Raw genomic sequence first — 23,298 nt, 5'->3', positions numbered from 1 at the left:
GGTCGGGGCGTCAGCGCCGGGCGGCCATGCGCCGCAGCACCTCGGCCGCAACGCGGGGCGTGTCGTCCAGGGGCGTGGGCGTCCAATTCTCCACCACGCCGGTGAAGGGGCGGGTGACGCCGCGCTCCACCATCAGCTGGTGGAAACGGTCGAACTTGGCCGACTTGCCTTCCAGGGCGATGACATAGACGGGTTTGCCGGTGCTGGCCGCCTCCGACACCATGGATACGCTGTCGCCCGTGCACAGGACGGCGTCGGCCAGGCCCAGGTAGCCGAAATAGGGGTTGGCGCCGGCACCGTCCCAGACTACGGCCGGCAATCCTTGAAGGTGCTGGCGCAGCACCGCTTCGTTTTCAGCTCCCGTGCGGCGCGAGGGCGTGACCATCAGCCCCATGCCCTGGCGGGCCAGCGTGGCCAGCCGGTCGGCCAACTGCGCGGTCACGGCCGGGGTCAGCTGGTAGACACCATTCGAGCCACCCACCAGCACGGCCACGCGCGGGCGGGGCAGGTGATCCAGCAGGGGCGCGAACTTGGCCGCCTCCGCCGCCAGGCGCCCCGCCGTCACCCGGTGCAGGGCGCCCAGGCTTTCCATCACGTTGGGCCCGGTCTTGCGGTCATGGGCCGGCATGACCACCAGGTCCAGCCAGCCGAAGGGCACGCCTGGGTTCTGGATGTGGACGCAGAAAGTGCGGCCCCCGCTTTGTCGGCGAATGGCCAGGGCGGCGCCCACCGCCTGCCGGCCGGAGGTGATCAGCAGATCCGGCCAGGGCGGCGCCAGGGTGTCGGAGTCGGGGGTAAGGCCGTGATCGAGGCTCAGCGGCAGGTAGGGGCTGAGCTGGCGCCAGGGCGTCTGAAGGTGGATGCGCTTGATCACCGGGGTGGCGCCCACGGCCTCCGCCAGGCCCAGGCACTGGTTTTCCATGCCCGCCTTGCCATCGGATAAAACCCAGCAGGTGGGCGGGGTTGCGGGCTGCGGGGCGAGGGGGACGGCGGGGGCCGCCAGGGGGCTCTGGGCGTTCATGGCGCCAGTGTAACGCGCATCACCAAAGGATGGGACCGTTTCGCGCGCAACAATCTTTCTTGCCTGGGGGCGGCGGGCAATCTATGTAATATCCTTTCAACCCCACCCCTCCCGGGAGCACAAGACAATACCATGCGGCGGGTCAAACTCGACCGAATTGATCGGCGTATCCTGCGCGACTTGCAGGCGGACGGCCGAATGACCAACGTGGAACTCGCCCGGCGGGCCGGCATTTCTGCGCCCCCCTGCCTGCGGCGCGTCCGCGCGTTGGAAGAGGCGGGCTTCATCCGGGGCTACCATGCGGACATCAACCCCGAGGCCCTGGGCTTTGGCGTGACCGTGTTCGCGCAGGTGGGCCTGTCTTCCCAGGCGGAAGCGGATCTGAAGAAGTTCGAAGGCATGGTCAACAGCTGGCCCGAGGTTCGGGAATGCAGCATGCTGGCCGGCGAAACCGACTTCCTGCTGAAGATCGTGGCCGCGGACTGGGACAGCTACCAGCGCTTCCTGACGACCAAGCTGACTGCGGCCCCCAACGTCAGCCACGTGAAGTCTGCCTTGGCCATCCGCCAGTCCAAGTACACCCCCGGCGTTCCCATCGACGTTGAAGTGGGCCCTGAGGTCCTGGACGACGAGGAAGACGAGGAATAAGCCCCGTCTTTCGGTCCTGCCGATAGCCATAAAGAAAGGCCCCCGCCGGATTGTCCAGCGGGGGCCTTTCTTTTCAGCGCGGGCGTTCCGCCTCAGCGGAAGGCGATCTCCACGATCTCGTAGCTCTTGGAGCCGCCGGGCGTGGTCACCTCGACATTGTCGCCGACATGCTTGCCGATCAGCGCGCGCGCCAGCGGGCTGGTGATCGACAGGAAGCCGTTCTTGATGTCGCTCTCGTCGGCACCCACGATCTGGTAGGTGGACTCCTCGTCCGTGTCCTCATCCGCCAAACGGATGGTGGCCCCGAACTTCACGGCGTTGCCGGTCAGCTTGCTGACGTCGATCACCTCGGCCCGGCTGATCTTGTCCTCCAGCTCCATGACGCGGCCTTCGATGAAGCTCTGGCGCTCGCGGGCGGCATGGTATTCCGCGTTTTCCGACAGGTCGCCGTGCTCACGCGCCTCGGCGATGGCCTTGATCACGGCTGGCCGCTCAACGACCTTCAAATGCTTCAGTTCTTCCTGGAGGCGGGTGTAACCCGCAGCCGTCATCGGGATTTTTTCCATAGCCTTCGATATTCCGTTACTCAGAACCCAGGGGATTTTGCCCTGGGGCGAGCCCCGAGGGGCCGCATCGCGACAACGAGAAACCCTCCCGAGGGTGATCTTGATCCCGGGATGGCGGCCGGTCGGCCGTCATCCCCTGGTCGATCGATCACCCGCAGGTTAGTAAGTCCCGCTCAGATAGGACTGAAGCGGCGCAACCTCAAGGCTGCCGGTGCGCAGCGCCGAGATGGCGTCCACGGCAGCGCGGGCCCCCGCGACCGTCGTGTAATAGGGAATGTTATTGACGAGTGCGGTGCGGCGCAAGCTGAAGCTGTCGGAGACGGCTTGGGCGCCTTCCGTGGTGTTGAACACCAGCTGCACCTCACCATCGATCATGGCGTCGACGATGTGGGGCTGGCCTTCCAGCACCTTGTTGATCTGGCTGACCGGGATGCCGGCCGCCGACAGCACCTTGGCGGTGCCGCAGGTGGCAACGATCCTGAAGCCCATGTCGACCAGGCGGCGGGCCACGGGAACCAGGGCGGGCTTGTCTCGTTCCCGAACCGAAATGAACACCGTCCCGGTGGTCGGCAGGGTTACGCCGGCGCCCAGCTGGGCCTTGGCGAAAGCCATGGCGAAGTTCGGGTCCAGACCCATGACCTCACCGGTGGACCGCATCTCCGGCCCCAGCAGGATGTCGACGCCGGGGAAACGGTTGAAGGGGAACACCGCCTCCTTCACCGCCGTGTGCGGCGGGAAGGCGCCGCCCAGCTTGAAGTCGGCCAATTTTTCGCCAGCCATGACGCGGGCGGCGATCTTGGCGATGGCGGTGCCGGTGGCCTTGGCGACGAAGGGCACGGTGCGCGAGGCGCGCGGGTTCACTTCCAGGATGTAGATGTCCTGGCCGGCCGGGCCGTTGCCGTCCGGATTCGCCTTGATGGCGAACTGGATGTTCATCAGGCCGACGACGTTCAGGCCGTGGGCCAGCGCCTCGGCCTGGCGGGACAGCTCGTCCACCACCGGCTTGGGCAGGGTGTAGGGGGGCAGGGCGCAGGCGCTGTCGCCGGAATGGATGCCGGCTTCCTCGATGTGCTCCATCACGCCCGCGACATAGACCTGGGTGCCGTCGCAGACAGCGTCCACATCCACCTCGATGGCGTCCTGCAGGTAGCTGTCGATCAGCACCGGGTTCTTGCCCGACACCTTTACGGCGTTGCCCATGTAGCGCTTGAGGCCGGCCTGGTCATGGACGATCTCCATGGCGCGGCCGCCCAGCACGTAGGACGGGCGGATGACGACGGGGAAGCCGATCTGCTCCGCCACCTTCTCCGCCTCTTCCAGCGAGCGGGCCAGGCCGTTGGCCGGCTGGCGCAGGTTCAGCTTGTGCAGCAGCTGCTGGAAGCGCTCGCGGTCCTCGGCCAGGTCGATGGCGTCCGGGCTGGTGCCCAGGATGGGGATCCCGGCCTCTTCCAGGTCGCGGGCCAGCTTCAGCGGCGTCTGACCGCCCAGCTGGACGATGACGCCCAGCACCTCGCCGTTGGCCTGCTCCGTCCGCACCAGCTCGATCACGTCCTCGGCCGTCAGCGGCTCGAAGTACAGGCGGTCGGCGGTGTCGTAGTCGGTGGAGACGGTCTCGGGGTTGCAGTTGACCATGATGGTCTCATAGCCGGCCTCGCGCAGGGCGTAGACGGCGTGGACGCAGCAATAGTCGAACTCGATGCCCTGGCCGATGCGGTTGGGGCCGCCGCCCAGGATGACGACCTTCTTCTTGTCCGTTGGCTCGGACTCGCACTCGCCGGCCACGCTGCCGTCACCCTCGTACGTGGAGTACATGTAGGGCGTCTTGCTGGCGAATTCGGCGGCGCAGGTGTCGATGCGCTTGAACACCGGGCGGATGCCCAAACCGCGACGGGCTGCGGCCACGGCCGCCTCGGTGCTGCCGGTCAGGGTGGCCAGGCGGGCGTCGGAGAAGCCCTGGCCCTTCAGCTTGGCGAAGTCGCGCTGGGTCAGGGCGGCCAGGCCCCCCTTCTGGACGGCGGCCTTCACACCGGCCTCGGCCTGCACGACCTCTTCGATCTGGCGCAGGAACCAGGGGTCGACGCGGCAGGCGGCGTGGATCTCCTCCACCGTCAGGCCGTGGCGGAAGGCCTGGGCGATGACCAGGATGCGGTCGTGCGTGGGCTTGGACAGGGCGGCGCGGATCTTCAGCGGATCGACCACGCCGGTGCCGCCGGTCAGGTCCACCTCGTCAAAGCCGGTCAGCCCGGTTTCCATGGAGCGCAGGGCTTTCTGCACCGATTCGGCGAAGCTGCGGCCGATGGACATGGCCTCGCCCACCGACTTCATCGAGGTGGTCAGCAGGGCGTCGGCGCCGGGGAACTTCTCGAACGCGAAGCGCGGCATCTTGGTGACGACGTAGTCGATCGTCGGCTCGAAGCTGGCCGGCGTGGACCCGGTGATGTCGTTGTCCAGCTCGTCCAGGGTGTAGCCCACGGCCAGCTTGGCGGCGATCTTGGCGATCGGGAAGCCGGTGGCCTTGGACGCCAGCGCGGACGAGCGGCTGACGCGCGGGTTCATCTCGATGACGACGACGCGGCCGTTCTCCGGATTCACGGCGAACTGGACGTTGGACCCGCCGGTGTCCACCCCGATCTCGCGCAGCACGGCGATCGAGGCGTTGCGCATCAGCTGGTATTCCTTGTCGGTCAGCGTCAACGCGGGTGCCACGGTGACGCTGTCACCGGTGTGGATGCCCATGGGGTCGATGTTCTCGATGGAGCAGATGATGATGCAGTTGTCGCGGCAGTCGCGCACAACCTCCATCTCATACTCCTTCCACCCCAGGACCGATTCCTCGACCAGGACCTCACCCACCGGGCTGGCGCGCAGGCCGCCACGGACGATGTCGACGTATTCCGCCTTGTTGTAGGCGATGCCGCCGCCGGTGCCGGCCAGGGTGAAGCTGGGGCGTATGATGGCGGGCAGGCCGACATAGGCCAGGGCGTCGGCGGCCTCGGCCTCCGACTTCACCATGCGCGACTTGGGGCTTTCCAGGCCGATCTTGTCCATGGCGTCGCGGAACAGCAGGCGGTCCTCCGCCTTTTCGATGACGTCGGCCTTGGCGCCGATCAGCTTGACCCCCAGCCGATCCAGCGTGCCGTCGTGGAACAGCTTGAGCGCCGTGTTCAGCGCCGTCTGGCCGCCCATCGTGGGCAGCAGGGCGTCGGGGCGCTCCTTCTCCAGGATCTTGGCGACGACGGCCGGGGTGATGGGCTCGACGTACGTGGCGTCGGCCAGGCCCGGGTCGGTCATGATGGTGGCGGGGTTGGAATTGACCAGGACGACCCGGTACCCCTCTTCCTTCAGCGCCTTGCACGCCTGCACACCGGAATAGTCGAATTCGCAAGCCTGGCCGATGATGATCGGGCCGGCGCCGATGATGCAGATGGACTTGATGTCTGTGCGTTTAGGCATGAGGGTCAGCCGCCATTTTTTGAATTCTACCGTCCGGTCAGTCCGGCCCAACCCGACGGGGGCTCCAGACTCCGGCCACACAAAACAATCCCCCGCCCTGGAATGGTGGCGCGGGGGATTGTTCGGCTGAGCCGCTTATATAAAGGGCCCCCGCCCCGGGGGGAAGCGCTGCATATGGGGTGGGGGGGTGCGCCTACCGCAACCCGCGGGGTCAAACCAGGGCTTGATCCTATGGAAACCAGCGGCTTAGGGGGCCTTGGGCACCGGGGCCGAGACCGGGGTGACGCCGTTGGCGGCGGGATTCGGCGCGGCCGGGTCCTTGCCGTAGCCGCCGCCGGGTCCGTAGTACCAAGGCAACAGCACGTCCTGTCGGGCGGTGTAGACGGTGCAGCGGGCCGTGTCCTGCTTGTCGAAGAAATAGACCGTGCCGGCCTCGCGCTTGCGGTCGGGGTCCATGAGGTTGATGGCCCAGGTGCCGTAGGCCACGCCCAGCGGGTTCTCCCTGGGGCCGAAGGCGCGGTACAGCATGTCGACGCGCTGAATGAAGCGGCCGCGGCGGCAGGCGTCCGACAGTTCGCGCGACACCGTCATCATGCGCGCCGCCGGGCCGGCGAAGGCATAGACGATGCGCGGCTGGGTATAGCGCGGTGGCAGGGGCAGGGCCACGGCCGGCGGTGGGCTGGGGTCGTGGGGGCCGGCGCCCACGTGGCCCGGCTGGGGTTGCGCCAGCTTCAGCCCATCATGCGGCGGGGTGGGGCGTACCATCCACTGCGAGGGCGTGGCCGGCGCGGTCTGCGCACACGCCGGCGCCGCAGCCAGGAAGGCCGTCGCCACGATTGCCGGTAACAGGAGAGAATAGATGCGCATCACTTGAGAATATCACCAATCGACCCTGGCGGGGAGTCGGTGCCGCAAGTGATGAAAAAGCTATTAACGGGAATTATTTAAAATTTTACCGGTATTGATTCGAGGTAGCTCGGCTGATCAGCGGGAACGCAGGTAACGCGTCAGGAAGCCCGCGACCTTCAGGCGCCGCGCCTCGTCCAGGTTGACGAAGTTGATCTTGGCGTCTTTGCCAATAATGGCGGCGACTTGGCCGTCGCAGATGAAGGCGATGTTCTCTTTGCTGTCCTTGAAGGCGACCTTCATCTTGAAGCTCGTCCCCTGGCCCAGGCCGGCGGCCCCCGTGGCGGTAAAGCTGTTGGCTGCCATGTTGTTGATGGGATAGGTCTTCGAATTGATGACCACGCTGGCAGCCAGCGCGGGCACCTTCACCTTTTCCACCACATCTTTTTTCAGGAAATCGAACACGCCCATTATTAGCCTCATGCCGCCCGCGAATGATTTTTATAGCAGCGGCGCAAGATTTTTTCGAGAGGGTGTCGGATACTCAAAAGGTGAGGGCCGGTGAAGCGCTCTTCACCGGCCCTCCAGGCACGTTCATCAATACTTTGGTCAATATTGCCGCGTCAGCGGGCGGCGATGTTCTCGATGAACCGGTCGAACAGATAATGGCTGTCCTCCGGGCCGGGGCTCGCCTCCGGGTGATACTGGACGGAGAACACCGGCTTGTCCTTCAGGCGGATGCCCTCGTTGGTGCCGTCGAACAGAGACACATGGGTCACCTCCACCGTGTCCGGCAGGCTTTCCGGCAGCACGACGAAGCCGTGGTTCTGGCTGGTGATCTCAACCCGGCCGGTGGCCAGGTCCTTCACCGGGTGGTTGGCGCCGCGGTGTCCCTTTTCCATCTTGGTGGTCTGGCCACCCAGGGCCAGGGCCAGCAGCTGGTGGCCCAGGCAAATGCCGAACAGGGGCAGGCCGCTGGCCACGATCTGCTGGATCATGGGCACGGCATAGGTGCCGGTGGCGGCCGGGTCGCCGGGGCCGTTGGACAGGAAGACACCGTCGGGTTTGTGCGCCAGGATTTCCTCGGCCGTGGCGGTGGCGGGCACCACCGTCACGCGGCAGCCGGCGTTGGCCAGGCAGCGCAGGATGTTGCGCTTGGCGCCGAAATCGACGGCCACCACGTGGTGCTTGGGATCGGTCTGTCGGCCATAGCCGCCGGCGATGGTCCAGGCACTTTCATCCCAGGTGAAGGTCTGGCCGCAGGTCACGTCCTTGGCCAGGTCCATGCCTTCCAGCCCAGGCCAGGCCTTGGCCTGCGCCAGCAGGGCATCCAGGTCGAACTTGCCGTCGGGGGAATGGGCGATGACGCCGTTGGGGGCGCCGCCGTCGCGGATGCGGCGGGTCAGGGCGCGGGTGTCCAGGCCGCCCAGGCCCACCAGGCCGTGGCTTTTCAGCCAGGCGTCCAGGTTGCGCGTGGCGCGCCAGTTCGACGGCTCGGTGATGTCGACGCGCAGAATCAGGCCCCGGGCCGCCGGGGTCACCGTCTCGATGTCCTCGTCGTTGGTGCCGACGTTGCCGATGTGCGGGAAGGTGAAGGTGATGATCTGGCCGGCGTAGGACGGGTCGGTCAGGATTTCCTGGTAGCCGGTCATGGAGGTGTTGAAGCAGACCTCGCCCACCGACTGGCCGGCGGCGCCGATGCCCTTGCCCCAATGGATGCTGCCGTCCGCCAGAACCAGCACGCCGGTGGCGCCCTCAGGCTGCGGGGGGTGGGTGGGGGCGGCTGCGGTCATCGCTTCATTCCATTCGCTGCGGGGCACTCCCCGGACGGCGTTCGCGGCTGCCGGCCTTGAAGGTGCCCTCTCATCTCATCCGGTTCGACCTTGTGGGCGCGCGCTTGAGCACGGGGCGGGAGCGCCCCCTGGAACGCGGGCATGCCGCAGGGGCCGCCCCAATGTCGTCGGAAATTCTTCTGTCACATAGAGAACACGGGCGGCCGGGTCAAGCGATGGCCCCCATGCTCGGGGCGCGGGGGCGCCTCTGTCATCTGGGCGCTGGCGCTCAAGGGGTTGGGCGGGTAAAGTTCGTCCTTCCCCATTGATTGGCTACCATCCCGCATGCGCCCCCAAAACCTGGGGCAGGCGGATGGCTTGCCGGTTGCCATGAAGCCTCTTGAGGAAGCCGACACATGCTGCGCGAGCGTTTCACCCAGGCCATGAAGGACGCCATGAAGGCGAAGGACACGCAGACGCTGTCCGCCGTCCGGATGATCATGGCGGAACTGAAGAAGCGGGATATCGACGCGCGCCCCAAGGGCCAGATGGACGGCATCCCCGAGGCCGAGATCGGCAGCATGCTGCAGACCATGGTGAAGCAGCGCCGCGAATCCGTGGCCCTCTACCGCCAGGGCGGCCGTGAGGAGCTGGCCGCCCAGGAAGAGGCGGAGATCGCCGTCATCATGTCCTTCCTGCCCAAGCAGCTGACCGAGGAGGAGACGAAGGCCGCCATCGCCCAGGCTGTGACCGACACCGGTGCCGCCAGCATCAAGGACATGGGCAAGGTCATGGCCGTGCTGAAGGACAAGTACACCGGCCAGATGGACTTCTCCACCGTCGGTCCGCTGGTCAAGGCCGCGCTGAACGGCTGAGGTGCCACCCTTTCTGGGGCCGGGCACGCCGCCCGGCCCCATCCTGACAGACCACCTCTAGGACTCCGCCACCGCCCATGGCCCTGCCGCCCCAATTCCTGGAAGAGCTGCGGAACCGGCTGACCCTGTCGGACGTGGTGATGCGGCGCGTGCGCCTGCAGCGGGCGGGGCGGGAGTTCCGCGCGCCCTGTCCCTTCCACAACGAAAAGACGCCCAGCTTCTACGTCAACGACCAGAAGGGCTTCTTCCACTGCTTCGGCTGCGGCGCGCACGGCGACGTCATCGGCTTCATCATGCGCAACGACAATTTGTCGTTCATGGAGGCGGTGGAGGCGCTGGCGCCCGAGGCCGGCTTGACCGTGCCCAAGGCCAGCCCGCAGGAGCGGGAGCGGTTCGAGCGCGAGAAGTCGCTGTATGACCTGGTGGAGCGCGCCACCCGCTGGTTCGAGGCGCAACTGCGCGCGCCGGCGGGCCGCCATGGCCTGGCCTACCTGCGCGGCCGCGGCCTGGATGACGAGGCCATGGCCCGCTTCCGCCTGGGCTACGCCCCCAGCGACGGCACGGGCCTGCGCGGGGAGCTGGTGACCGCCGGCTACACCGAGGCCGACATGGTGGAGGCCGGGCTGTTCAAGCGGCCGGACGACGGCCGTGCGCCCTTTCCCTTCTTCCGTAACCGGGTGCTGTTTCCCGTCACCGACCGGCGCGGCCGGGTGGTGGCCTTCGGCGGCCGCATCCTGGAGGGCGAGGGGCCGAAGTACATCAATTCGGCCGAGAACCCCCTGTTCCACAAGGGCGACATCCTCTACGGCATGAGCCGCGCGCGTCAGGCGGCGGCGGACGGCAAGCCGGTGATCGTCACCGAAGGCTATATGGACGTCATCGCCAGCGTCATGGCCGGGTTCGAGGGGGCTGTGGCGCCGCTGGGCACCGCGCTGACGGAGACGCAGATCCAGGCCCTGTGGAAGCTGGCGCCCGAGGGGCAGCGGATGCCCATCCTGTGCTTCGACGGTGACAACGCCGGCCGGCGCGCCGCCTTCCGCGCGGTGGAGCGGGTTCTGCCCCTGCTGGTGCCAGACCATTCCGTGCGCGTCGCCTTCATGCCGGAGAAGGAGGATCCCGACAGCCTGATCCGCGCCGGTGGTGCCGCCGCCTTCCAGGCGGTGCTGGACCGCGCGCGGCCGCTGACGGACGTGCTGTGGGACATGGAGGCGGCGGACCGCGACTTGACCCAGCCTGACGCCCAGGCCGGCATGCAGGCGGCCCTGGAGGCGCAGCTGGAACGCATTCCGGACGCCCGGGTGCGCAACGCCTATCACCGCGCCTTCAAGGATCGGCTGTACCAGTTGGGCCGTGCCGCGCGCCCCGCCTTCCAGGGCGGGCAGGGGGGTGGCTTCAACCGTGGCCAGCGGCCCGGCGCCTTGCCCTTTCCTGTGGCGCGGCAATGGGACAAGCGGTTCCGTGCCGGCGTGGAGACCGGGTCGGCGCGCTGGCGCGAACGCCTGCTGCTGGCCGTGGTGCTGAACCACCCCGTGCTGTTCGAGACCCTGGGCGAGACGCTGGCCATGATCAGCTTCGCCACCGAGGGGCTGGAACGGCTGCGCCAAGCGCTGGTCGAACGCCTGTTCCACGATTCGGGACTTGACGCCGAGGGTTTACGACGCCACTTGTCAGCTTGCGGCTTCGCCGAGGAACTGGATGAGACGCTGGGGGCGGACCTGCCCTCTTACGCCCGTCCGGAGGCGACGCCCGAATCCGCCCGCGCGGGCTGGCAGGAGGTTTGGCTCAATTCCCAGGAATTGGTGTTCCAGACCGAGCTGCGCGAGGCGGAAAGACGCCTGGCCGAGGATCCCAGTGAGGAGACCCTGGCCCGGCTGATGGCCCTTAAACGGGAAGAGTTGATACGCCGGGGCCATGCCCTGGATCCGGAAGGTGAGGGCGTCTGACGCCGCCACCCCGAGGTACCCCCGCACCGGACGGGGGCGGACGGTTCCTCCAGTCGGCACGCCCATCGCGGCGCGTTCCACGGACGGCCCGGCCGGAGGAGGTTGGAAATGAGGTTGCGCTGGGGAGCGACGATTACGCGAAAAGGCGACACGGGTCCGGCCAGGACGGACGGTTAGGGATGATGAGGGGTGGCGTTACCGGGATTTTCATCCGGTGCGGCGCCTTTTTTTCGTCCCAGCCCCTGTTTTTGGTGGGAACCGGCGCTTTCTTTGGGTATCGGAAGCACCAGTTTAGTCCGGCACCCGGTGTCGACGGCCCCCTGTGCAGACGGATCGGGCCCCGGATTGCGTGTCTGTGAGTGAAGGGTATGGGCCGGCGCCCATGAAGGCCGGCCGTCAGGGTTGAACCGGCGTTCAGTTGGTTTGCATTTCAGTTAGTCGGGGACATTGAGCGAATGGCCACGAAAGCAGCGCAGAGTGCGGACGTTTCCGAGGCGCGTGAGGAACAGGTGGACGGCCCGCTGATGGATGGCATGGGCCTGGCCGTCAAGAAGATGATCCAGCGCGGCAAGGAGCGGGGGTTCGTCACCTATGACGAGCTGAACGCGGCCCTGCCCCCCGACCAGTCCTCCTCCGAGCAGATCGAGGACACGATGGCCATGCTCAATGAGATGGGCATCAACGTCATCGAATCGGAAGAGCAGGATTCCGAGGCCAGCGGTGAAGGCGGTGGCGACGGCGAGGGCCGTGTCTCCGGTAACCTGGACGACGACGACATCGGCCGCACCGACGACCCGGTGCGCATGTACCTGCGCGAGATGGGCTCGGTGGAGCTGCTGTCGCGCGAGGGCGAAATCGCCATCGCCAAGCGCATCGAGGCCGGCCGCGAGATGATGATCGGCGCGATCTGCGAATCGCCGTTGACCATCCGTGCCATCATCCAGTGGCACGAGGCCCTGAACGAAGGGAAGATGCTGCTGCGCGACATCATCGACCTGGACGCGACCTATGGCGTCGATCCGGAGTCGGGTGAGCTGACCGAGGCCGTGCTGGGCGCCGAGGAGGCCCCGCGCGAGGAAGGGGCGGCCGAGGGTGGCGAGGGCGCCGGCGACGGTGAGGGCGGTGAGCGCCCCGAGGGCGGCGAGGGCGGTGAGCCCGGCGAAGGCGGCGAGGAAGAGGCCGGCATTTCGCTGGCCGCCATGGAAGCCGAACTGAAGCCCATGGTGCTGGAAACCTTCCAGACCATCGAGGACACTTACGACAAGCTGCACAAGATGCAGGAGCTGCGGCTGGCGGCCATCCAGCGCGGCGAGGATCTGGGCAAGGCCCAGGACAAGAAGTACGACAAGCTGAAGGCCGAACTGACCGAGCTGGTCAACTCCGTGCGGCTGAACAACAGCCGCATCGAGGCCCTGGTCGAGCAGCTGTACGGCATGAACCGCCGCCTGATGGGCTTCGAGGGCAAGCTGTTGCGCTTGGCGACCGACTGCAAGGTCAAGCGCGAGGACTTCCTGCACCACTACTACGGCAGCGAGCTGGACCCCAACTGGCTGGACCGGGTGAAGGGCAATTCCAAGGCCTGGGCCAAGTTCGCCGAGCGCAGCGCCACCGAGATCGTGAAGGTCCGCGAGGGCATCAACGAGATCGCGGAAGGCGTGCGCCTGCCCATCAGCGAATTCCGCCGCATCGTCTCGACGGTGCAGAAGGGCGAGAAGGAAGCCAGCCGCGCCAAGAAGGAGATGGTGGAGGCCAACCTGCGCCTCGTCATCTCCATCGCCAAGAAGTACACCAACCGCGGCCTGCAGTTCCTGGACCTCATCCAGGAAGGCAACATCGGCCTGATGAAGGCCGTTGATAAGTTCGAATACCGGCGCGGCTACAAGTTCTCGACCTACGCCACCTGGTGGATTCGCCAGGCCATCACCCGGTCCATCGCCGACCAGGCCCGCACCATCCGCATCCCCGTGCACATGATCGAGACGATCAACAAGCTGGTGCGCACCTCGCGCCAGATGCTGCACGAGATCGGCCGCGAGCCGACGCCGGAGGAATTGGCCGAACGGCTGATGATGCCGCTGGAGAAGGTCCGCAAGGTCCTGAAGATCGCGAAGGAGCCCATCAGCCTCGAGACGCCGATCGGCGACGAGGAAGACAGCCACTTGGGCGACTTCATCGAGGACAAGAACGCCGTCCTGCCGCTGGACGCCGCCATCCAGGCGAACCTGCGCGAGACGACCACCCGCGTCCTGGCCTCGCTGACCCCGCGTGAGGAGCGTGTGCTGCGCATGCGCTTCGGCATCGGCATGAACACCGACCACACCCTGGAAGAAGTGGGCCAACAGTTCAGCGTGACCCGCGAGCGTATCCGCCAGATCGAGGCGAAGGCGCTGCGCAAGCTGAAGCACCCTTCCCGCTCGCGCAAGCTGCGCAGCTTCCTGGATACCTGATCCCGTCAGGGATTGGGCACTGAGTAGCGAGAAGGGCGGTCCCGCTGGGGCCGCCCTTTTTGTATGGGTCATCTTGCCGCCAACCATATTTGTAGCTACATTTATGTGGCTACAAATATGGGGCCGGATGCCTTGCGCTGGACATGGGATCCAAAGAAGGCCGAGACCAATTTCCGGAAGCACAAGGTCGGGTTCGAGCTGGCTGCCCTCGCGCTTGATGATCCCTATGCCTTGACCATGGAAGATCCTTATCCCGATGAGAAACGCTGGGACACCGTGTGCTCTGTGGTCAAAGGCGCTGCGGATCTGATCTTGTTCGTGGTTCACACCCTTCCCGATGATGGGGGAGGGGCCGCCGGCCGGATCATCAGCGCCAGGAAGGCAACGGCAAGGGAAAGGGCTGACTATGAAGCTAGCTGAGAAGCGGGCGGTCTTCAGAGCGCGCAAGCGGCGCAAATCTGCGGCTGACCTTTCCCCTGAGCTGGAAGCGCAGATTAAAACCCTGGTCGCGATGCCGGATGAGCAAATCGACACGACCGACATTCCGGAAAGGACCGACTGGACCGGCGCGCAACGGGGCATGTTCCGGCCAGTGAAGCAGCAACTGACCCTGCGTCTGGATGCGGATTTGATTGCCTGGTTCCGTAAGCATCCCCATGGTCGGGGGTATCAAAGCCGCATCAATCAGGCCTTACGTGAATACGTGGACCGCCACGAAGACTGATCCCGAAAACGCGCCCCTACTCCAGCAACATGTCCGCCAGGTTCTTCCTTTTCGCCGCCGCCGGTGCCTTCGCCTTCTTCGGCGCCTTGGCCGGGGCGCGCAGGGCGGCGTCCACGGCCAGGCGGGCCCAGCGCAGCAGTTCGTCGGGATCGTCCATGGCGCCGTCGGGCGGGGTGTAGTAGCCCAGGGAACGGTGCGGCTTGTCGGCCCAGGGGGCGAAGCGGATGCAGCCGGCGGCCTCGAACTGCGGTTGGCTGATGGCGTCGGCCTTCAGGTACAGCGTGTCGTCGCGGGTGATGAGGCCGAAGTTGCGGCCGTGCAGAGTCAGGCCCCGGCCGCCGAACAGGCGCGGGGCTTCAACCGATCCTCCATATTCGTTTGAAAGGGGGGCCAGCAGGTCTAGGATGTAGTCCAGGAAATCGGGGGAGACGGGCATGGTCGCTGCTCCCCCGCGCGGGCGGGCTTATTTCTTACGAAATGCGTCCAGCGCCACGACGGTGCCGCCCTGCTTGGGCGTGTCGTCGTCCTCGCCCTCGGGGGCGACCTCTTCTTCCTCGGCGGCCTCATCCACCACGTCCTCGCCCTCTTCCTCGTCGGGGGGCTGGAACTGCAGGGCGAAGTTGACCGAGGGGTCGGCGAAGGTGGTGATGGCGGCCATGGGCACCACCAGGCGCTCATGACTGCCGTTGAAGCTCAGCGTCACTTCCACCCGCTCGTCATTCACGTCCAGGCCATAGAACTGGTACTGCAGGACGATGGTGATCTCATCCGGGTACTTGGCGCGCAGGAATTCCGGCATGCGCACGCCCGGATACTGGGTGCGGAAGCTGATGAAGAAATGATGCTCGCCGGGCAGGCCATGCTCCTGCACTTCCTTCAGCGCATCGCGCACGACGCGGCGCAGGGCGGCCTCGACCATACGGTCGTAGCGAAGGAGATCGGTGGACATGGCAGGCAAAACGCTCCGGTAGCGGGGTACAACGTCACCAATAGACCCGCCCGGCGCGCGATTTGCAAGCTTGGGCGCGCGAAAACGCCGGCAGGTGGGTCAAAGGACGGGCCGACCGGCGGCTTGGACGTCCGCCGATCGGGGCCGTTCAGTGGGGGGCTTCTGTTGCCGGGTGCCCCCCGAACCCCGTTCTTAGCTTTCCGCTAATACCCCGTTGAGGGTATTAGGCGGCCATGCGAAGAGCAGGCGCCGAATTATCGTTGGCACCTATGAAACGGCCCGATAACGGCGGAACCATGCCGAGCGAAAACCATGCCTTTACCACGCACGTCGATCCTGATTCGCCCCCATGATGGTGGAGGCGCCGGGTACCGCCCCCGGGTCCGCAACGCTTATTCCGCAAGGCGTTTATCGCCATAGTCGGGCAAGCCCGACATTCCCAATATAGGGACGCGGGCACGAAAGTGAAAGGCCTTCAGGGAATGGCAGGCCCGCGACCTTTCCGGGGAACTGGTTGGTCGGCGCCGACCATGGCCTGGGCCCCGCCGGCGTCTATGGCTTCTTGAGATATGGGGTTCCGCACGCCCGGGCGCTACATTATGTAGTGATACCGTTTCCGCGTCGGGCCGCCCGGCGATCATTTGTTGAGGGCTGCCATGGCGCATCCGGAATACCAGTACCTGTCGCTGCTGCGCCGCCTGATCGACCACGGGACCGCCCGGGTGGACCGTACGGGCGTGGGCACCAAGGCGCTGTTCGGCGAGCAGATGCGTTTTGACCTGTCGGTCGGTTTCCCCCTGCTGACCACCAAGAAGATTTTCCACCGCCAGGCCATCCACGAGATGCTGTGGTTCCTGTCGGGCGATACCAGCATCCGCCCGCTGCTGGCCAACAAGGTGCGCATCTGGACGGACTGGCCGCTGGCCAATTACCGCAGAAAGACGGGCGAGGAGATTTCGCAGGAAGACTTCGAGGCCCGCGTGCTGGCTGACGATACCTTCGCTGCCCAGTGGGGCGACCTGGGCCCCGTCTATGGCAAGCAGTGGCGGCGCTGGCAGGGGCCGGACGGTAAGGTCATCGACCAGATTCAGGAACTGGTGGACGGCATCCGCACCAATCCCACCAGCCGGCGCCTGCTGTTCACCGGCTGGAACGTGGCCGACCTGCCCGACATGGCGCTGCCGCCCTGCCACATGACCTATCAGTTCTTTGTGGCCGATGGGAAGCTGTCCGGCCTCATCTTCCAGCGCAGCGCCGACACCCTGCTGGGCCTTCCCTGGAACCTGTGCGAGGGCGCGCTGCTGATCCACATGCTGGCCCACCAGTGCGACCTTTCCGTGGGCGACCTGGTGTGGCAGGGCGGGGACGTGCACCTCTACCTCAACCACATCCCCCAGGCGGAAGAGCAGCTGACGCGCGCGCCGCGGCCCTTCCCCCGGCTGGTGATCAAGCGCAAAGCCGACAGCCTGTTCGACTATCGCTTCGAGGATTTTGAGATCACCGGCTACGACCCGCACCCGCACATCAAGGCCGACGTGGCGGTGTGATCAGGGAGGTGGCGGGCGGCAACTTTTGCCTGTGTATCTCGGCAATATTTGCTGATCCGGTTGTTGTCTCCGACCACGCATCTTCTTCCCACCGCAGCCGCCCTGGCCTTTGGTGGCGAACGCTTCTGGCACGCCAGGTGCTTGCCCCGGCCGCAGTTTCGCGCGTTCGGAGGGGGAACAGACGTGACGACGATTAACGCGGCATCCGGCGGCGCGCCGGATTTCACCCGCATGTCCCGCAGCCAGATGATGGGCGTGGCTGGCGGTCTTTATCAGTCCGGACAGATCAGCCTGGAACAGATGGGCAAGCTGGAGATGATGGGGCGCCTGGGCAAGGTGGGGCCCAATGGCCAGTTCCAGGCCTTCACGGCGCAGGAGCGCGCCAGCCTGGACAGCCAGCCGGTCAACTACATCGACCAAACCCGGAAGGTCATCAGCGCCATTGAGCAGCGCGGTGACGCCACCAATCCGCTCTCCGGCTATCAGGACTGGAAACAGCTTCTGCTGACCCTGCAAGAGGCCTGAGGCGGCCCGCCGGTGGGGCCACCGGAGTGGCCCTCAGCGTCCCGCCGCCCGCCTGTTAGCATGCCCCCGCTCAGGTGTTGATGCGGGGATGTATCATGCGCGGGATGTGGGGACTGGTGGCGCTGCTGCTGCTGACGGGGGCGCCGATGGTGGGCCAGGCGGCCACGGGCAAGGCGGTGGTGGCCGCCAACCGGGCGCCGCCGGCCGCCGGCGCGGTGGATACGGTGGCGACCCCGGTGGCGGCACAGGTCGACGCTTTCCTACAGGGCCAGATGCGGGCGCTGGGCATCCCCGGCCTGCAGGTGGCGGTCATCCAGCACGGGCGCCTGGTGCTGTCGCGCAGCTATGGCGTGGCCAACCTGCAGACGCCGGTGCCGGTGACCAATGAGACGATCTTCGCCGTCAATTCCATCACCAAGGCCTTCACCGGCGTGGCCGCGATGCGGCAGGTGCAGGCCGGGCGGCTGGACCTGGACGCGCCCGTCGGCCAGTACCTGGACGACCTGCCCGCCGCCTGGCGCCCCATCACCATCCGCCAGCTGCTGACCCACATGTCCGGCTTGCCCGACATCAACCGCGCGCCGGGCGACCGGGACGAGCGGGTGGGGGGTGACGCCATCTGGGCCTGGGTGCAGGCCCAGCCCATGAAGTTCACGCCCGGCGAGCGCTTCGATTACTGCCAGACCAACTACACCCTGGTGCAGCGGGTGGTGGACACGCTGACCGGCCAGCCGCCCGACACGCCCATCATCGGCTGGGAGATCGAGGCGGCGGGCATGACCCACACCGCCTTTGGCGACAGCAGCATGGTCACGCCGGGCAAGGCCGCCGGCTACCGCAACAGCTATGCGCCCAATCCCGCTGGGGGGCCGGATGGCGCCCCGGTGGCAACACCCCGCCCGGTCTATGAACTGTTCCGCCCCATGCATCGCGCCTCCTCCGGCCTGGACAGCACGGCGGAGGATATGGCGCGCTGGATGATCGCCGTCAGCCAGGGTCAGTTGCTGGACGCCGACAGCCTGCGCCTGCTGTGGACGCCCGCCGCCTTCAACGATGGCCGCCCGGGCCAGTGGGGCCTGGGCTGGGAGGTTTTGGACCGCGGCGGCCATCGCGCCGTGGGCATGACCGGCGGCGGCCGCTCCGCCTTCTTCCTCTACCCGGAGGATGAGGTGGGCGTGGTCATCCTGACCAACCTGTCCGGCGCGTTTCCTGAGGACATGATCGACCAGGTAGCCGCCCTCTATGGCGCCAAGCTGGCCGGCCTGGCCGCCCTGCGCGTGGACATCCAGCGCCACGGCTTCGACCAGGTGCCGGCGCTCTACGCCGCGATGAAGGCCCGGGAGCCGGGCGTGACGTTGCAGGAGGCGGAATTGAACGACTGGGGCTATCGCCTGCTCAGCAACGGCCAGCCCCGGAGCGCCCTGGCCATCCTGAAACTGGCCGCCGACCTCTACCCTGACAGCGGCAACGCCCAGGACAGCCTGGCCGAGGCGCTGGCGGCCACCGGCGACAAGCCCGCCGCCATCCTGGCCTACCAGCGCGCCCTGGAGCTGGACCCGAAGAACCAGAACGCTGAGCGGCGGCTGGTGGCATTGAGGGCCGGCGGGAGAGGGGAACAGCGCCCTTTCTAAGGCGATCTCCAATCTATACCATTGGATACGCGCTGTGGTGGTTGGATCTGGGTGGTTTTTCTCCTATGATGGCGAGATCGACCAGAAGTAGAGATGTTGGTTAATATGGGGCACTTGGTGGTCGAAGAAATTGAAGATATTGAGCTGAAGTTTGACGGAGATTTGGTTCGTCGGCTTCATGGCGCTCCCGCTGAAGCCGTACTCGCTTCATTAGGCGCTCTTCAGCGTATGCTTTTAATTATCGGCATGGGTTTCGAAGGTAAGGATTTAGGTCAACGTCTTAAGCCGAGCGCTAAAGTAAAGCGTGAATATGCGCTGATATGTAAAGCCCCAAAAGAAGGTAGTTATATACAGCCATTTAGCGTCTCGTCGCAGGCTGGAAACTCGACGCCGTCTTCCATAAATGCTCGTCTAAAGTTAGTTCGAACTTTGAAGGCGTTCAGCAGTGGGGATGAGGATAATCTGCGACGCGTTGTGCCGAGCGCACGTGAAAGAAAATTTTTAGCTGAAGCTGCTCGTGGACTTATTCCTGATCAATATGAAAATCTTCATGTGCGTATCCGAGTGGGCGCCAGCGGGCGCTATAGCTTCAAATCGGAAGCTGCTCAATCTTTAATTGAATCCTATTCTTCTTCGCAGCCTATTGAAGATTCGCGAGAGGAGATTTATGGAAGATTGAAGGTAATAGATTTTGGCCAAGCTTTGGCGACAGTCAGGACATCATCAAATAATACGGTGAAATTCGGTTACAATTTAAGAATAGAGGAATGGATTAAGGCTAATGTCAGGAAAAATATAAGCATATTTGGTGAGGCAATTCACAATTCTTCTGGAAAAATAAAAGAATTTAAGAAAGTGGAAAAAATCTCTGAGTTGGAAGCAACGCTAGATCCCATTGAATTTTTTTATTGCGGAGGCGTAAAAATAAAAGCGAATATGGCAATTCGTCCAAGAATTTCATACGTCATTGATGACGGGTTGTTTTATTTTCATGATGAACATCTAGATATAGATGTATATAGCGAGTCTTATCAAGATATAAGATCTTGCATTATTGATGAACTTCAGATGCTCTGGGTGAATTACGCCATGGCCCCTGATTCTGAACTGGCAGATGATGCCATCGTTCTGAAAAATGAATTGATCTCTCGATTCTCGGTGTTGGAAAATGAATAAAGATAAAAAAACAATTGAGGCTGCTCTTCTGAGAAAAGGATTTAAGAAATCTGATGGAGATCATCATTATTATATATATTGGAATCTAGAGGGAAAAAAGACTACGAAGAGAACAAAAATCAGCCATGGCACCGGAGCGAAATCTATAGGTGACAGCTTACTGAGCGCAATGGCTAAGCAGGTTGGACTGTGTAAGAAAGATTTTATCTCAATGGTCGATTGTCATATTGATCAAGCCAAATATGAGGCAATAGCCTTTTCTCAAATATCTTCGGCTGACATTCCTAAAGTGCAAACCAGCCCGACAAACTGATCTTCCGCATTCTCACCATCCCCCGTTTGCCGTAAAACCGCAGGCCTTGAGCGTTCATCAGCCAGGCCCCTTGATCCCATGCCCGAGTCCGCGCCCATTCCCTTGGCCCTCATCGCCGCCGTTTCCACCAACAACGTCATCGGGGTGGAGAACCGCCTGCCGTGGCGGTTGAAGGGGGATCTGAAGTATTTCAAGGAGATGACCCTGGGCAAGCCGGTGGTCATGGGCCGGCGGACGTGGGAGAGCATCGGGGCCAAGCCGCTGCCGGGCCGCACCAACATCATCGTGACGCACAAGAAGGACTATCGCGCCCACGGCGCCGTGGTCTGCCACAGCCTGGACGCCGCCATCGAGCAAGCCCGCCTGATCGCGGCGGCGGACGGCGCGGCGGAGGTCATGGTGATCGGCGGGGAGCTGCTGTTCGCCACCGCCCTGAAGACCGCGCACCGCCTGTATCTGACCGAGGTGCACGCCAGCCCGGAGGGCGACGCCTTCTTCCCCACCTTTGACCGGGCTGAATGGCGGGAAGTGTCGCGGCGCGATGTGCCGGCGCTGGAGGTGGAGGTCGACCCCGCCCCGGCGCACAGCTTCGTGGTGCTGGAGCGGGCATGATCCTCACCCCCATTCCCCTGGAGGAGTTGCCGGCCATCCTGGCCGACCTGCGCGGCCGCCTGACCGGCGCCGATCCGCTGGTCGCGGAGGTGTTCGAGCGCATCGCCGCCACCTTGGACCTGGTGCCCCTGGGCGTGGATACGCCCCAGCACCGGGCGGACGGCGTCGCGCTGGCCCACCGCTTCGGCATCGAGACCATCGATGAACTGCCCATGGCGGCCTACAGCTGGGACGGTCGCGCCATCCGAACCCAGAGCGAGTCCTATGTGCTGATCCATGAGATCGGCCACTGGCTGGTGGCGCCGCCGGAGCGGCGGGGCCTGGTCGATTTCGGCCTGGGCGCCGGGCCGGAGACGGGCCGCGTCGAGGAAGCCAACGCCGCCATCTGCGTCGACCAGGAAACCCAGATCGAGGAAGAGGCGCTGTCCTCCCTCATCGGCATCCTGTGGGAGGTGGAGCTGGGCCAGCCCGCCATCATGGCCTTCCTGGAGCAGAACTGGCTGGAAGGCTGGGACCGCGCCGCCTGCATCGACAACCTGGCCGACAATCTGGCCAATTTGCATCGACGCGGATTGATTGATGCGAATTACCGCCCAATTCCGCCAGAACATTTCGAAGTAAAGCGGCGCGTCGCAAGCTTGTAATATTGTGCATTGCGGCAAAGGCAATAAGACTTTCCGCCGGGCGCCGGCCAACAGGAAGCGTCGCGAGGGTCTATACTGACGGGGGATTGTAAGTGCCCCGCCCATCGGTCACTGTTTTGCTTAACGAACAGACCGAGAGGGTTCCCATGTCGATCGCGCACGCGTCGTCCGCCCCCATTCCGTCAACCGAGAACACCCCGGATGGCCCCGCCATCCTGTCCCTGATCGGCAACACGCCGCTGGTCCGTGTCACCAAGATCGATACCGGCCCGTGTGAGCTGTACCTGAAGCTGGAAAACCAGAACCCCGGCGGCTCCATCAAGGACCGCATCGGCCTCGCCATGGTGGAGGGGGCGGAGAAGACGGGCCGGCTGAAGCCCGGCGGCACGGTGGTGGAGGCCACGGCCGGCAACACCGGCCTGGGCCTCGCGCTGGTCTGCGCCGCCAAGGGTTATCGCCTGGTGCTGGTCATCCCCGACAAGATGGCGGCGGAGAAGATCAACCATCTGCGGGCCTTGGGCGCCGAAATCCATGTGACGCGCAGCGACGTGGGGAAGGGCCATCCCGACTATTACCAGGACATCGCCGAGCGGCTGGCCGCCGAGATCCCCGGTGCGGTCTACATGAACCAGTTCGCCAACCCCGACAACCCGGCGGCGCATGAGCGCTGGACGGGGCCGGAGCTGCTGCGCCAGATGGACGGGCGCCTGGACGCCGTGGTGGTGGGCGTGGGTTCCGGCGGCACGCTGACCGGCCTGGGCCGCTATTTCCGCGCGGCCAGCCCGCGCACCCGCATGGTGCTGGCCGACCCCCAGGGTTCCATCCTGCGCGACCTGGTGAAGACCGGCCGGCATGACGAGCCGGGCAGCTGGGTCGTGGAGGGCATTGGCGAGGATTTCGTGCCGCCCAACTGCGACCTGCAGTATGTGGAGGACGCCTACACCATTCCCGACGCCGAGAGCCTGAACGCGGCGCGCGAGCTGCTGCGCCGGGAGGGCATCCTGGGCGGTTCCTCCAGCGGCACCCTGTTCGCCGCCGCCCTGCGCTATTGCCGGGCACAGACGACACCGAAGCGCGTGGTCACGCTGGTGTGCGACACGGGCAACAAGTACCTGTCCAAGATGTTCAACGACGGCTGGATGGCCGACCAAGGCTTCCTGCCCAGCGCCCGCACCGGCGATCTGCGCGACCTTATCACCCGGCGGGTGGACAAGGGCCAAGTGGTGACCGTCTCGCCCGACGACACCCTGCTGACGGCGTACAAGCGCATGCGCATCTCCGACGTCTCGCAGCTGCCGGTGATGCAGGGCGGCCGCGTGGTGGGCCTGCTGGACGAGTCCGACCTGCTGCTGCATGTCGAGCCCGACCCGTCGCGCTTCCGCGAGGCGGTGCGGGAGGCCATGACCTCGCGCCTGGAAACCGTGCCGGTGACCGCCCCCATCAGCGCGCTGGACGCCATCTTCAGCCGCAACATGGTGGCCCTGGTCACCGAGGGGGACGCCTTCCTAGGATTGCTGACCCGCGTCGACCTGCTGAACCATTTGCGCCGGCAGCTGGGCTGACGCCCGCCCTCTGTCCCGCGCCCCGCTTTCATCCCCAAGGAATC

The 23,298-nt window shown here is 65.1% G+C and carries 22 protein-coding genes and 1 other RNA gene; 14 read left to right on the top strand and 9 right to left on the bottom strand.

Features of this window, described 5'->3' with window-relative positions; translation table 11 throughout:
- Positions 1-10: 10 nt before the first annotated feature.
- Complete coding sequence (locus P5F91_RS16900; protein WP_145611370.1) at positions 11-922, bottom strand: mitochondrial fission ELM1 family protein; 912 nt, start codon at positions 920-922, stop codon at positions 11-13.
- Between the two features lie 231 nt (positions 923-1,153).
- Between P5F91_RS16900 and P5F91_RS16895 the strand changes: the two genes are divergently transcribed.
- Complete coding sequence (locus P5F91_RS16895) at positions 1,154-1,669, top strand: Lrp/AsnC family transcriptional regulator (protein WP_145611371.1); 516 nt, start codon at positions 1,154-1,156, stop codon at positions 1,667-1,669.
- A 92-nt stretch (positions 1,670-1,761) separates the two neighbouring features.
- Here the strand turns inward: P5F91_RS16895 and greA are convergent, their stop codons facing one another.
- The 5 genes from greA to carA all read right to left on the bottom strand — a co-directional run bounded on the left by greA (position 1,762) and on the right by carA (position 8,327).
- Positions 1,762-2,235 carry a transcription elongation factor GreA gene (gene greA, locus P5F91_RS16890; protein ID WP_145611372.1) on the bottom strand — a complete coding sequence of 158 codons (474 nt, stop codon included), beginning with the start codon at positions 2,233-2,235 and terminating at the stop codon, positions 1,762-1,764.
- 159 nt (positions 2,236-2,394) lie between these two features.
- Entirely contained in the window at positions 2,395-5,688 is a 3,294-nt protein-coding gene (gene carB / locus P5F91_RS16885) for a carbamoyl-phosphate synthase large subunit (protein WP_145611373.1), read from the bottom strand.
- 246 nt (positions 5,689-5,934) lie between these two features.
- Positions 5,935-6,555 carry a hypothetical protein gene (locus tag P5F91_RS16880; protein ID WP_277907673.1) on the bottom strand — a complete coding sequence of 207 codons (621 nt, stop codon included), beginning with the start codon at positions 6,553-6,555 and terminating at the stop codon, positions 5,935-5,937.
- 117 nt (positions 6,556-6,672) lie between these two features.
- Complete coding sequence (locus P5F91_RS16875; protein WP_145611375.1) at positions 6,673-7,005, bottom strand: hypothetical protein; 333 nt, start codon at positions 7,003-7,005, stop codon at positions 6,673-6,675.
- A gap of 152 nt (positions 7,006-7,157) precedes the next feature.
- On the bottom strand, positions 7,158-8,327 hold the full coding sequence (carA, locus tag P5F91_RS16870) for a glutamine-hydrolyzing carbamoyl-phosphate synthase small subunit (protein ID WP_040849170.1): 1,170 nt from the start codon (positions 8,325-8,327) through the stop codon (positions 7,158-7,160).
- A 395-nt stretch (positions 8,328-8,722) separates the two neighbouring features.
- Here carA and P5F91_RS16865 point away from each other — a divergent pair, with 395 nt between their 5' ends.
- The 5 genes from P5F91_RS16865 (at position 8,723) to P5F91_RS16845 (ending at position 14,295) form a co-directional block, all read left to right on the top strand.
- Entirely contained in the window at positions 8,723-9,181 is a 459-nt protein-coding gene (locus P5F91_RS16865) for a GatB/YqeY domain-containing protein (protein WP_145611377.1), read from the top strand.
- 77 nt (positions 9,182-9,258) lie between these two features.
- The gene (dnaG, locus tag P5F91_RS16860; RefSeq protein WP_145611378.1) at positions 9,259-11,124 is read left to right on the top strand and encodes a DNA primase; all 1,866 of its coding nucleotides are present in this window, start codon (positions 9,259-9,261) and stop codon (positions 11,122-11,124) included.
- A gap of 455 nt (positions 11,125-11,579) precedes the next feature.
- Positions 11,580-13,571: an RNA polymerase sigma factor RpoD gene (gene rpoD / locus P5F91_RS16855; protein ID WP_145611379.1), complete on the top strand. Its 1,992-nt coding sequence runs from the start codon at positions 11,580-11,582 to the stop codon at positions 13,569-13,571.
- A 63-nt stretch (positions 13,572-13,634) separates the two neighbouring features.
- A complete protein-coding gene (locus P5F91_RS16850; protein ID WP_277907672.1) occupies positions 13,635-13,991 on the top strand; it encodes a BrnT family toxin in 357 nt (118 codons plus the stop codon).
- The gene (locus P5F91_RS16845) at positions 13,978-14,295 is read left to right on the top strand and encodes a BrnA antitoxin family protein (RefSeq protein ID WP_277907670.1); all 318 of its coding nucleotides are present in this window, start codon (positions 13,978-13,980) and stop codon (positions 14,293-14,295) included. Before P5F91_RS16850 ends, P5F91_RS16845 begins: the two co-directional genes overlap by 14 nt.
- 16 nt (positions 14,296-14,311) lie before the next feature.
- Here P5F91_RS16845 and P5F91_RS16840 read toward each other — a convergent pair whose 3' ends face one another.
- The 3 genes from P5F91_RS16840 to ssrA all read right to left on the bottom strand — a co-directional run bounded on the left by P5F91_RS16840 (position 14,312) and on the right by ssrA (position 15,718).
- Complete coding sequence (locus P5F91_RS16840) at positions 14,312-14,731, bottom strand: TfoX/Sxy family protein (protein ID WP_277907669.1); 420 nt, start codon at positions 14,729-14,731, stop codon at positions 14,312-14,314.
- Positions 14,732-14,758: 27 nt separating this feature from the next.
- A complete protein-coding gene (locus P5F91_RS16835; protein ID WP_277907667.1) occupies positions 14,759-15,244 on the bottom strand; it encodes an SspB family protein in 486 nt (161 codons plus the stop codon).
- Positions 15,245-15,394: 150 nt separating this feature from the next.
- Positions 15,395-15,718, bottom strand: a transfer-messenger RNA (tmRNA) gene (ssrA, locus tag P5F91_RS16830).
- A gap of 182 nt (positions 15,719-15,900) precedes the next feature.
- Between ssrA and thyA the strand changes: the two genes are divergently transcribed.
- The 8 genes from thyA to P5F91_RS16790 all read left to right on the top strand — a co-directional run bounded on the left by thyA (position 15,901) and on the right by P5F91_RS16790 (position 23,254).
- Entirely contained in the window at positions 15,901-16,791 is an 891-nt protein-coding gene (gene thyA, locus P5F91_RS16825) for a thymidylate synthase (RefSeq protein ID WP_277907666.1), read from the top strand.
- A 183-nt stretch (positions 16,792-16,974) separates the two neighbouring features.
- Complete coding sequence (locus P5F91_RS16820; RefSeq protein ID WP_145611385.1) at positions 16,975-17,316, top strand: hypothetical protein; 342 nt, start codon at positions 16,975-16,977, stop codon at positions 17,314-17,316.
- Between the two features lie 95 nt (positions 17,317-17,411).
- Complete coding sequence (locus tag P5F91_RS16815; RefSeq protein WP_277907665.1) at positions 17,412-18,947, top strand: serine hydrolase; 1,536 nt, start codon at positions 17,412-17,414, stop codon at positions 18,945-18,947.
- 93 nt (positions 18,948-19,040) lie between these two features.
- A complete protein-coding gene (locus tag P5F91_RS16810) occupies positions 19,041-20,123 on the top strand; it encodes a hypothetical protein (protein WP_277907664.1) in 1,083 nt (360 codons plus the stop codon).
- Positions 20,116-20,436, top strand: coding sequence for a hypothetical protein (locus tag P5F91_RS16805; protein ID WP_277907663.1), 321 nt, complete (start codon positions 20,116-20,118; stop codon positions 20,434-20,436). Before P5F91_RS16810 ends, P5F91_RS16805 begins: the two co-directional genes overlap by 8 nt.
- A gap of 78 nt (positions 20,437-20,514) precedes the next feature.
- Complete coding sequence (locus P5F91_RS16800; RefSeq protein WP_277907662.1) at positions 20,515-21,048, top strand: dihydrofolate reductase; 534 nt, start codon at positions 20,515-20,517, stop codon at positions 21,046-21,048.
- Entirely contained in the window at positions 21,045-21,692 is a 648-nt protein-coding gene (locus P5F91_RS16795; protein ID WP_277907661.1) for an elongation factor P hydroxylase, read from the top strand. The genes P5F91_RS16800 and P5F91_RS16795 overlap by 4 nt, the downstream gene beginning before the upstream one ends.
- A gap of 146 nt (positions 21,693-21,838) precedes the next feature.
- Positions 21,839-23,254: a pyridoxal-phosphate dependent enzyme gene (locus P5F91_RS16790; protein ID WP_277907660.1), complete on the top strand. Its 1,416-nt coding sequence runs from the start codon at positions 21,839-21,841 to the stop codon at positions 23,252-23,254.
- The last annotated feature ends 44 nt before the right edge of the window (positions 23,255-23,298 follow it).

Source organism: Nitrospirillum amazonense (assembly GCF_029594735.1).
GTDB lineage: Bacteria > Pseudomonadota > Alphaproteobacteria > Azospirillales > Azospirillaceae > Nitrospirillum > Nitrospirillum amazonense.
Note: the sequence above shows the minus strand (reverse complement) of the source record. Positions and strands in the feature narration are given on the sequence as shown.

Excerpts from the sequence above, each read along its gene's own strand:
- P5F91_RS16900 (WP_145611370.1), bottom strand. The coding sequence starts at position 922 with ATGGAAAACCAGTGCCTGGGCCTGGCGGAGGCCGTGGGCGCCACCCCG.
- P5F91_RS16895 (WP_145611371.1), top strand. The coding sequence starts at position 1,154 with ATGCGGCGGGTCAAACTCGACCGAATTGATCGGCGTATCCTGCGCGAC.
- greA (WP_145611372.1), bottom strand. The coding sequence starts at position 2,235 with ATGGAAAAAATCCCGATGACGGCTGCGGGTTACACCCGCCTCCAGGAA.
- carB (WP_145611373.1), bottom strand. The coding sequence starts at position 5,688 with ATGCCTAAACGCACAGACATCAAGTCCATCTGCATCATCGGCGCCGGC.
- P5F91_RS16880 (WP_277907673.1), bottom strand. The coding sequence starts at position 6,555 with ATGCGCATCTATTCTCTCCTGTTACCGGCAATCGTGGCGACGGCCTTC.
- P5F91_RS16875 (WP_145611375.1), bottom strand. The coding sequence starts at position 7,005 with ATGGGCGTGTTCGATTTCCTGAAAAAAGATGTGGTGGAAAAGGTGAAG.
- carA (WP_040849170.1), bottom strand. The coding sequence starts at position 8,327 with ATGACCGCAGCCGCCCCCACCCACCCCCCGCAGCCTGAGGGCGCCACC.
- P5F91_RS16865 (WP_145611377.1), top strand. The coding sequence starts at position 8,723 with ATGCTGCGCGAGCGTTTCACCCAGGCCATGAAGGACGCCATGAAGGCG.
- dnaG (WP_145611378.1), top strand. The coding sequence starts at position 9,259 with ATGGCCCTGCCGCCCCAATTCCTGGAAGAGCTGCGGAACCGGCTGACC.
- rpoD (WP_145611379.1), top strand. The coding sequence starts at position 11,580 with ATGGCCACGAAAGCAGCGCAGAGTGCGGACGTTTCCGAGGCGCGTGAG.
- P5F91_RS16850 (WP_277907672.1), top strand. The coding sequence starts at position 13,635 with ATGGGTCATCTTGCCGCCAACCATATTTGTAGCTACATTTATGTGGCT.
- P5F91_RS16845 (WP_277907670.1), top strand. The coding sequence starts at position 13,978 with ATGAAGCTAGCTGAGAAGCGGGCGGTCTTCAGAGCGCGCAAGCGGCGC.
- P5F91_RS16840 (WP_277907669.1), bottom strand. The coding sequence starts at position 14,731 with ATGCCCGTCTCCCCCGATTTCCTGGACTACATCCTAGACCTGCTGGCC.
- P5F91_RS16835 (WP_277907667.1), bottom strand. The coding sequence starts at position 15,244 with ATGTCCACCGATCTCCTTCGCTACGACCGTATGGTCGAGGCCGCCCTG.
- thyA (WP_277907666.1), top strand. The coding sequence starts at position 15,901 with ATGGCGCATCCGGAATACCAGTACCTGTCGCTGCTGCGCCGCCTGATC.
- P5F91_RS16815 (WP_277907665.1), top strand. The coding sequence starts at position 17,412 with ATGCGCGGGATGTGGGGACTGGTGGCGCTGCTGCTGCTGACGGGGGCG.
- P5F91_RS16810 (WP_277907664.1), top strand. The coding sequence starts at position 19,041 with ATGTTGGTTAATATGGGGCACTTGGTGGTCGAAGAAATTGAAGATATT.
- P5F91_RS16805 (WP_277907663.1), top strand. The coding sequence starts at position 20,116 with ATGAATAAAGATAAAAAAACAATTGAGGCTGCTCTTCTGAGAAAAGGA.
- P5F91_RS16800 (WP_277907662.1), top strand. The coding sequence starts at position 20,515 with ATGCCCGAGTCCGCGCCCATTCCCTTGGCCCTCATCGCCGCCGTTTCC.
- P5F91_RS16795 (WP_277907661.1), top strand. The coding sequence starts at position 21,045 with ATGATCCTCACCCCCATTCCCCTGGAGGAGTTGCCGGCCATCCTGGCC.
- P5F91_RS16790 (WP_277907660.1), top strand. The coding sequence starts at position 21,839 with ATGTCGATCGCGCACGCGTCGTCCGCCCCCATTCCGTCAACCGAGAAC.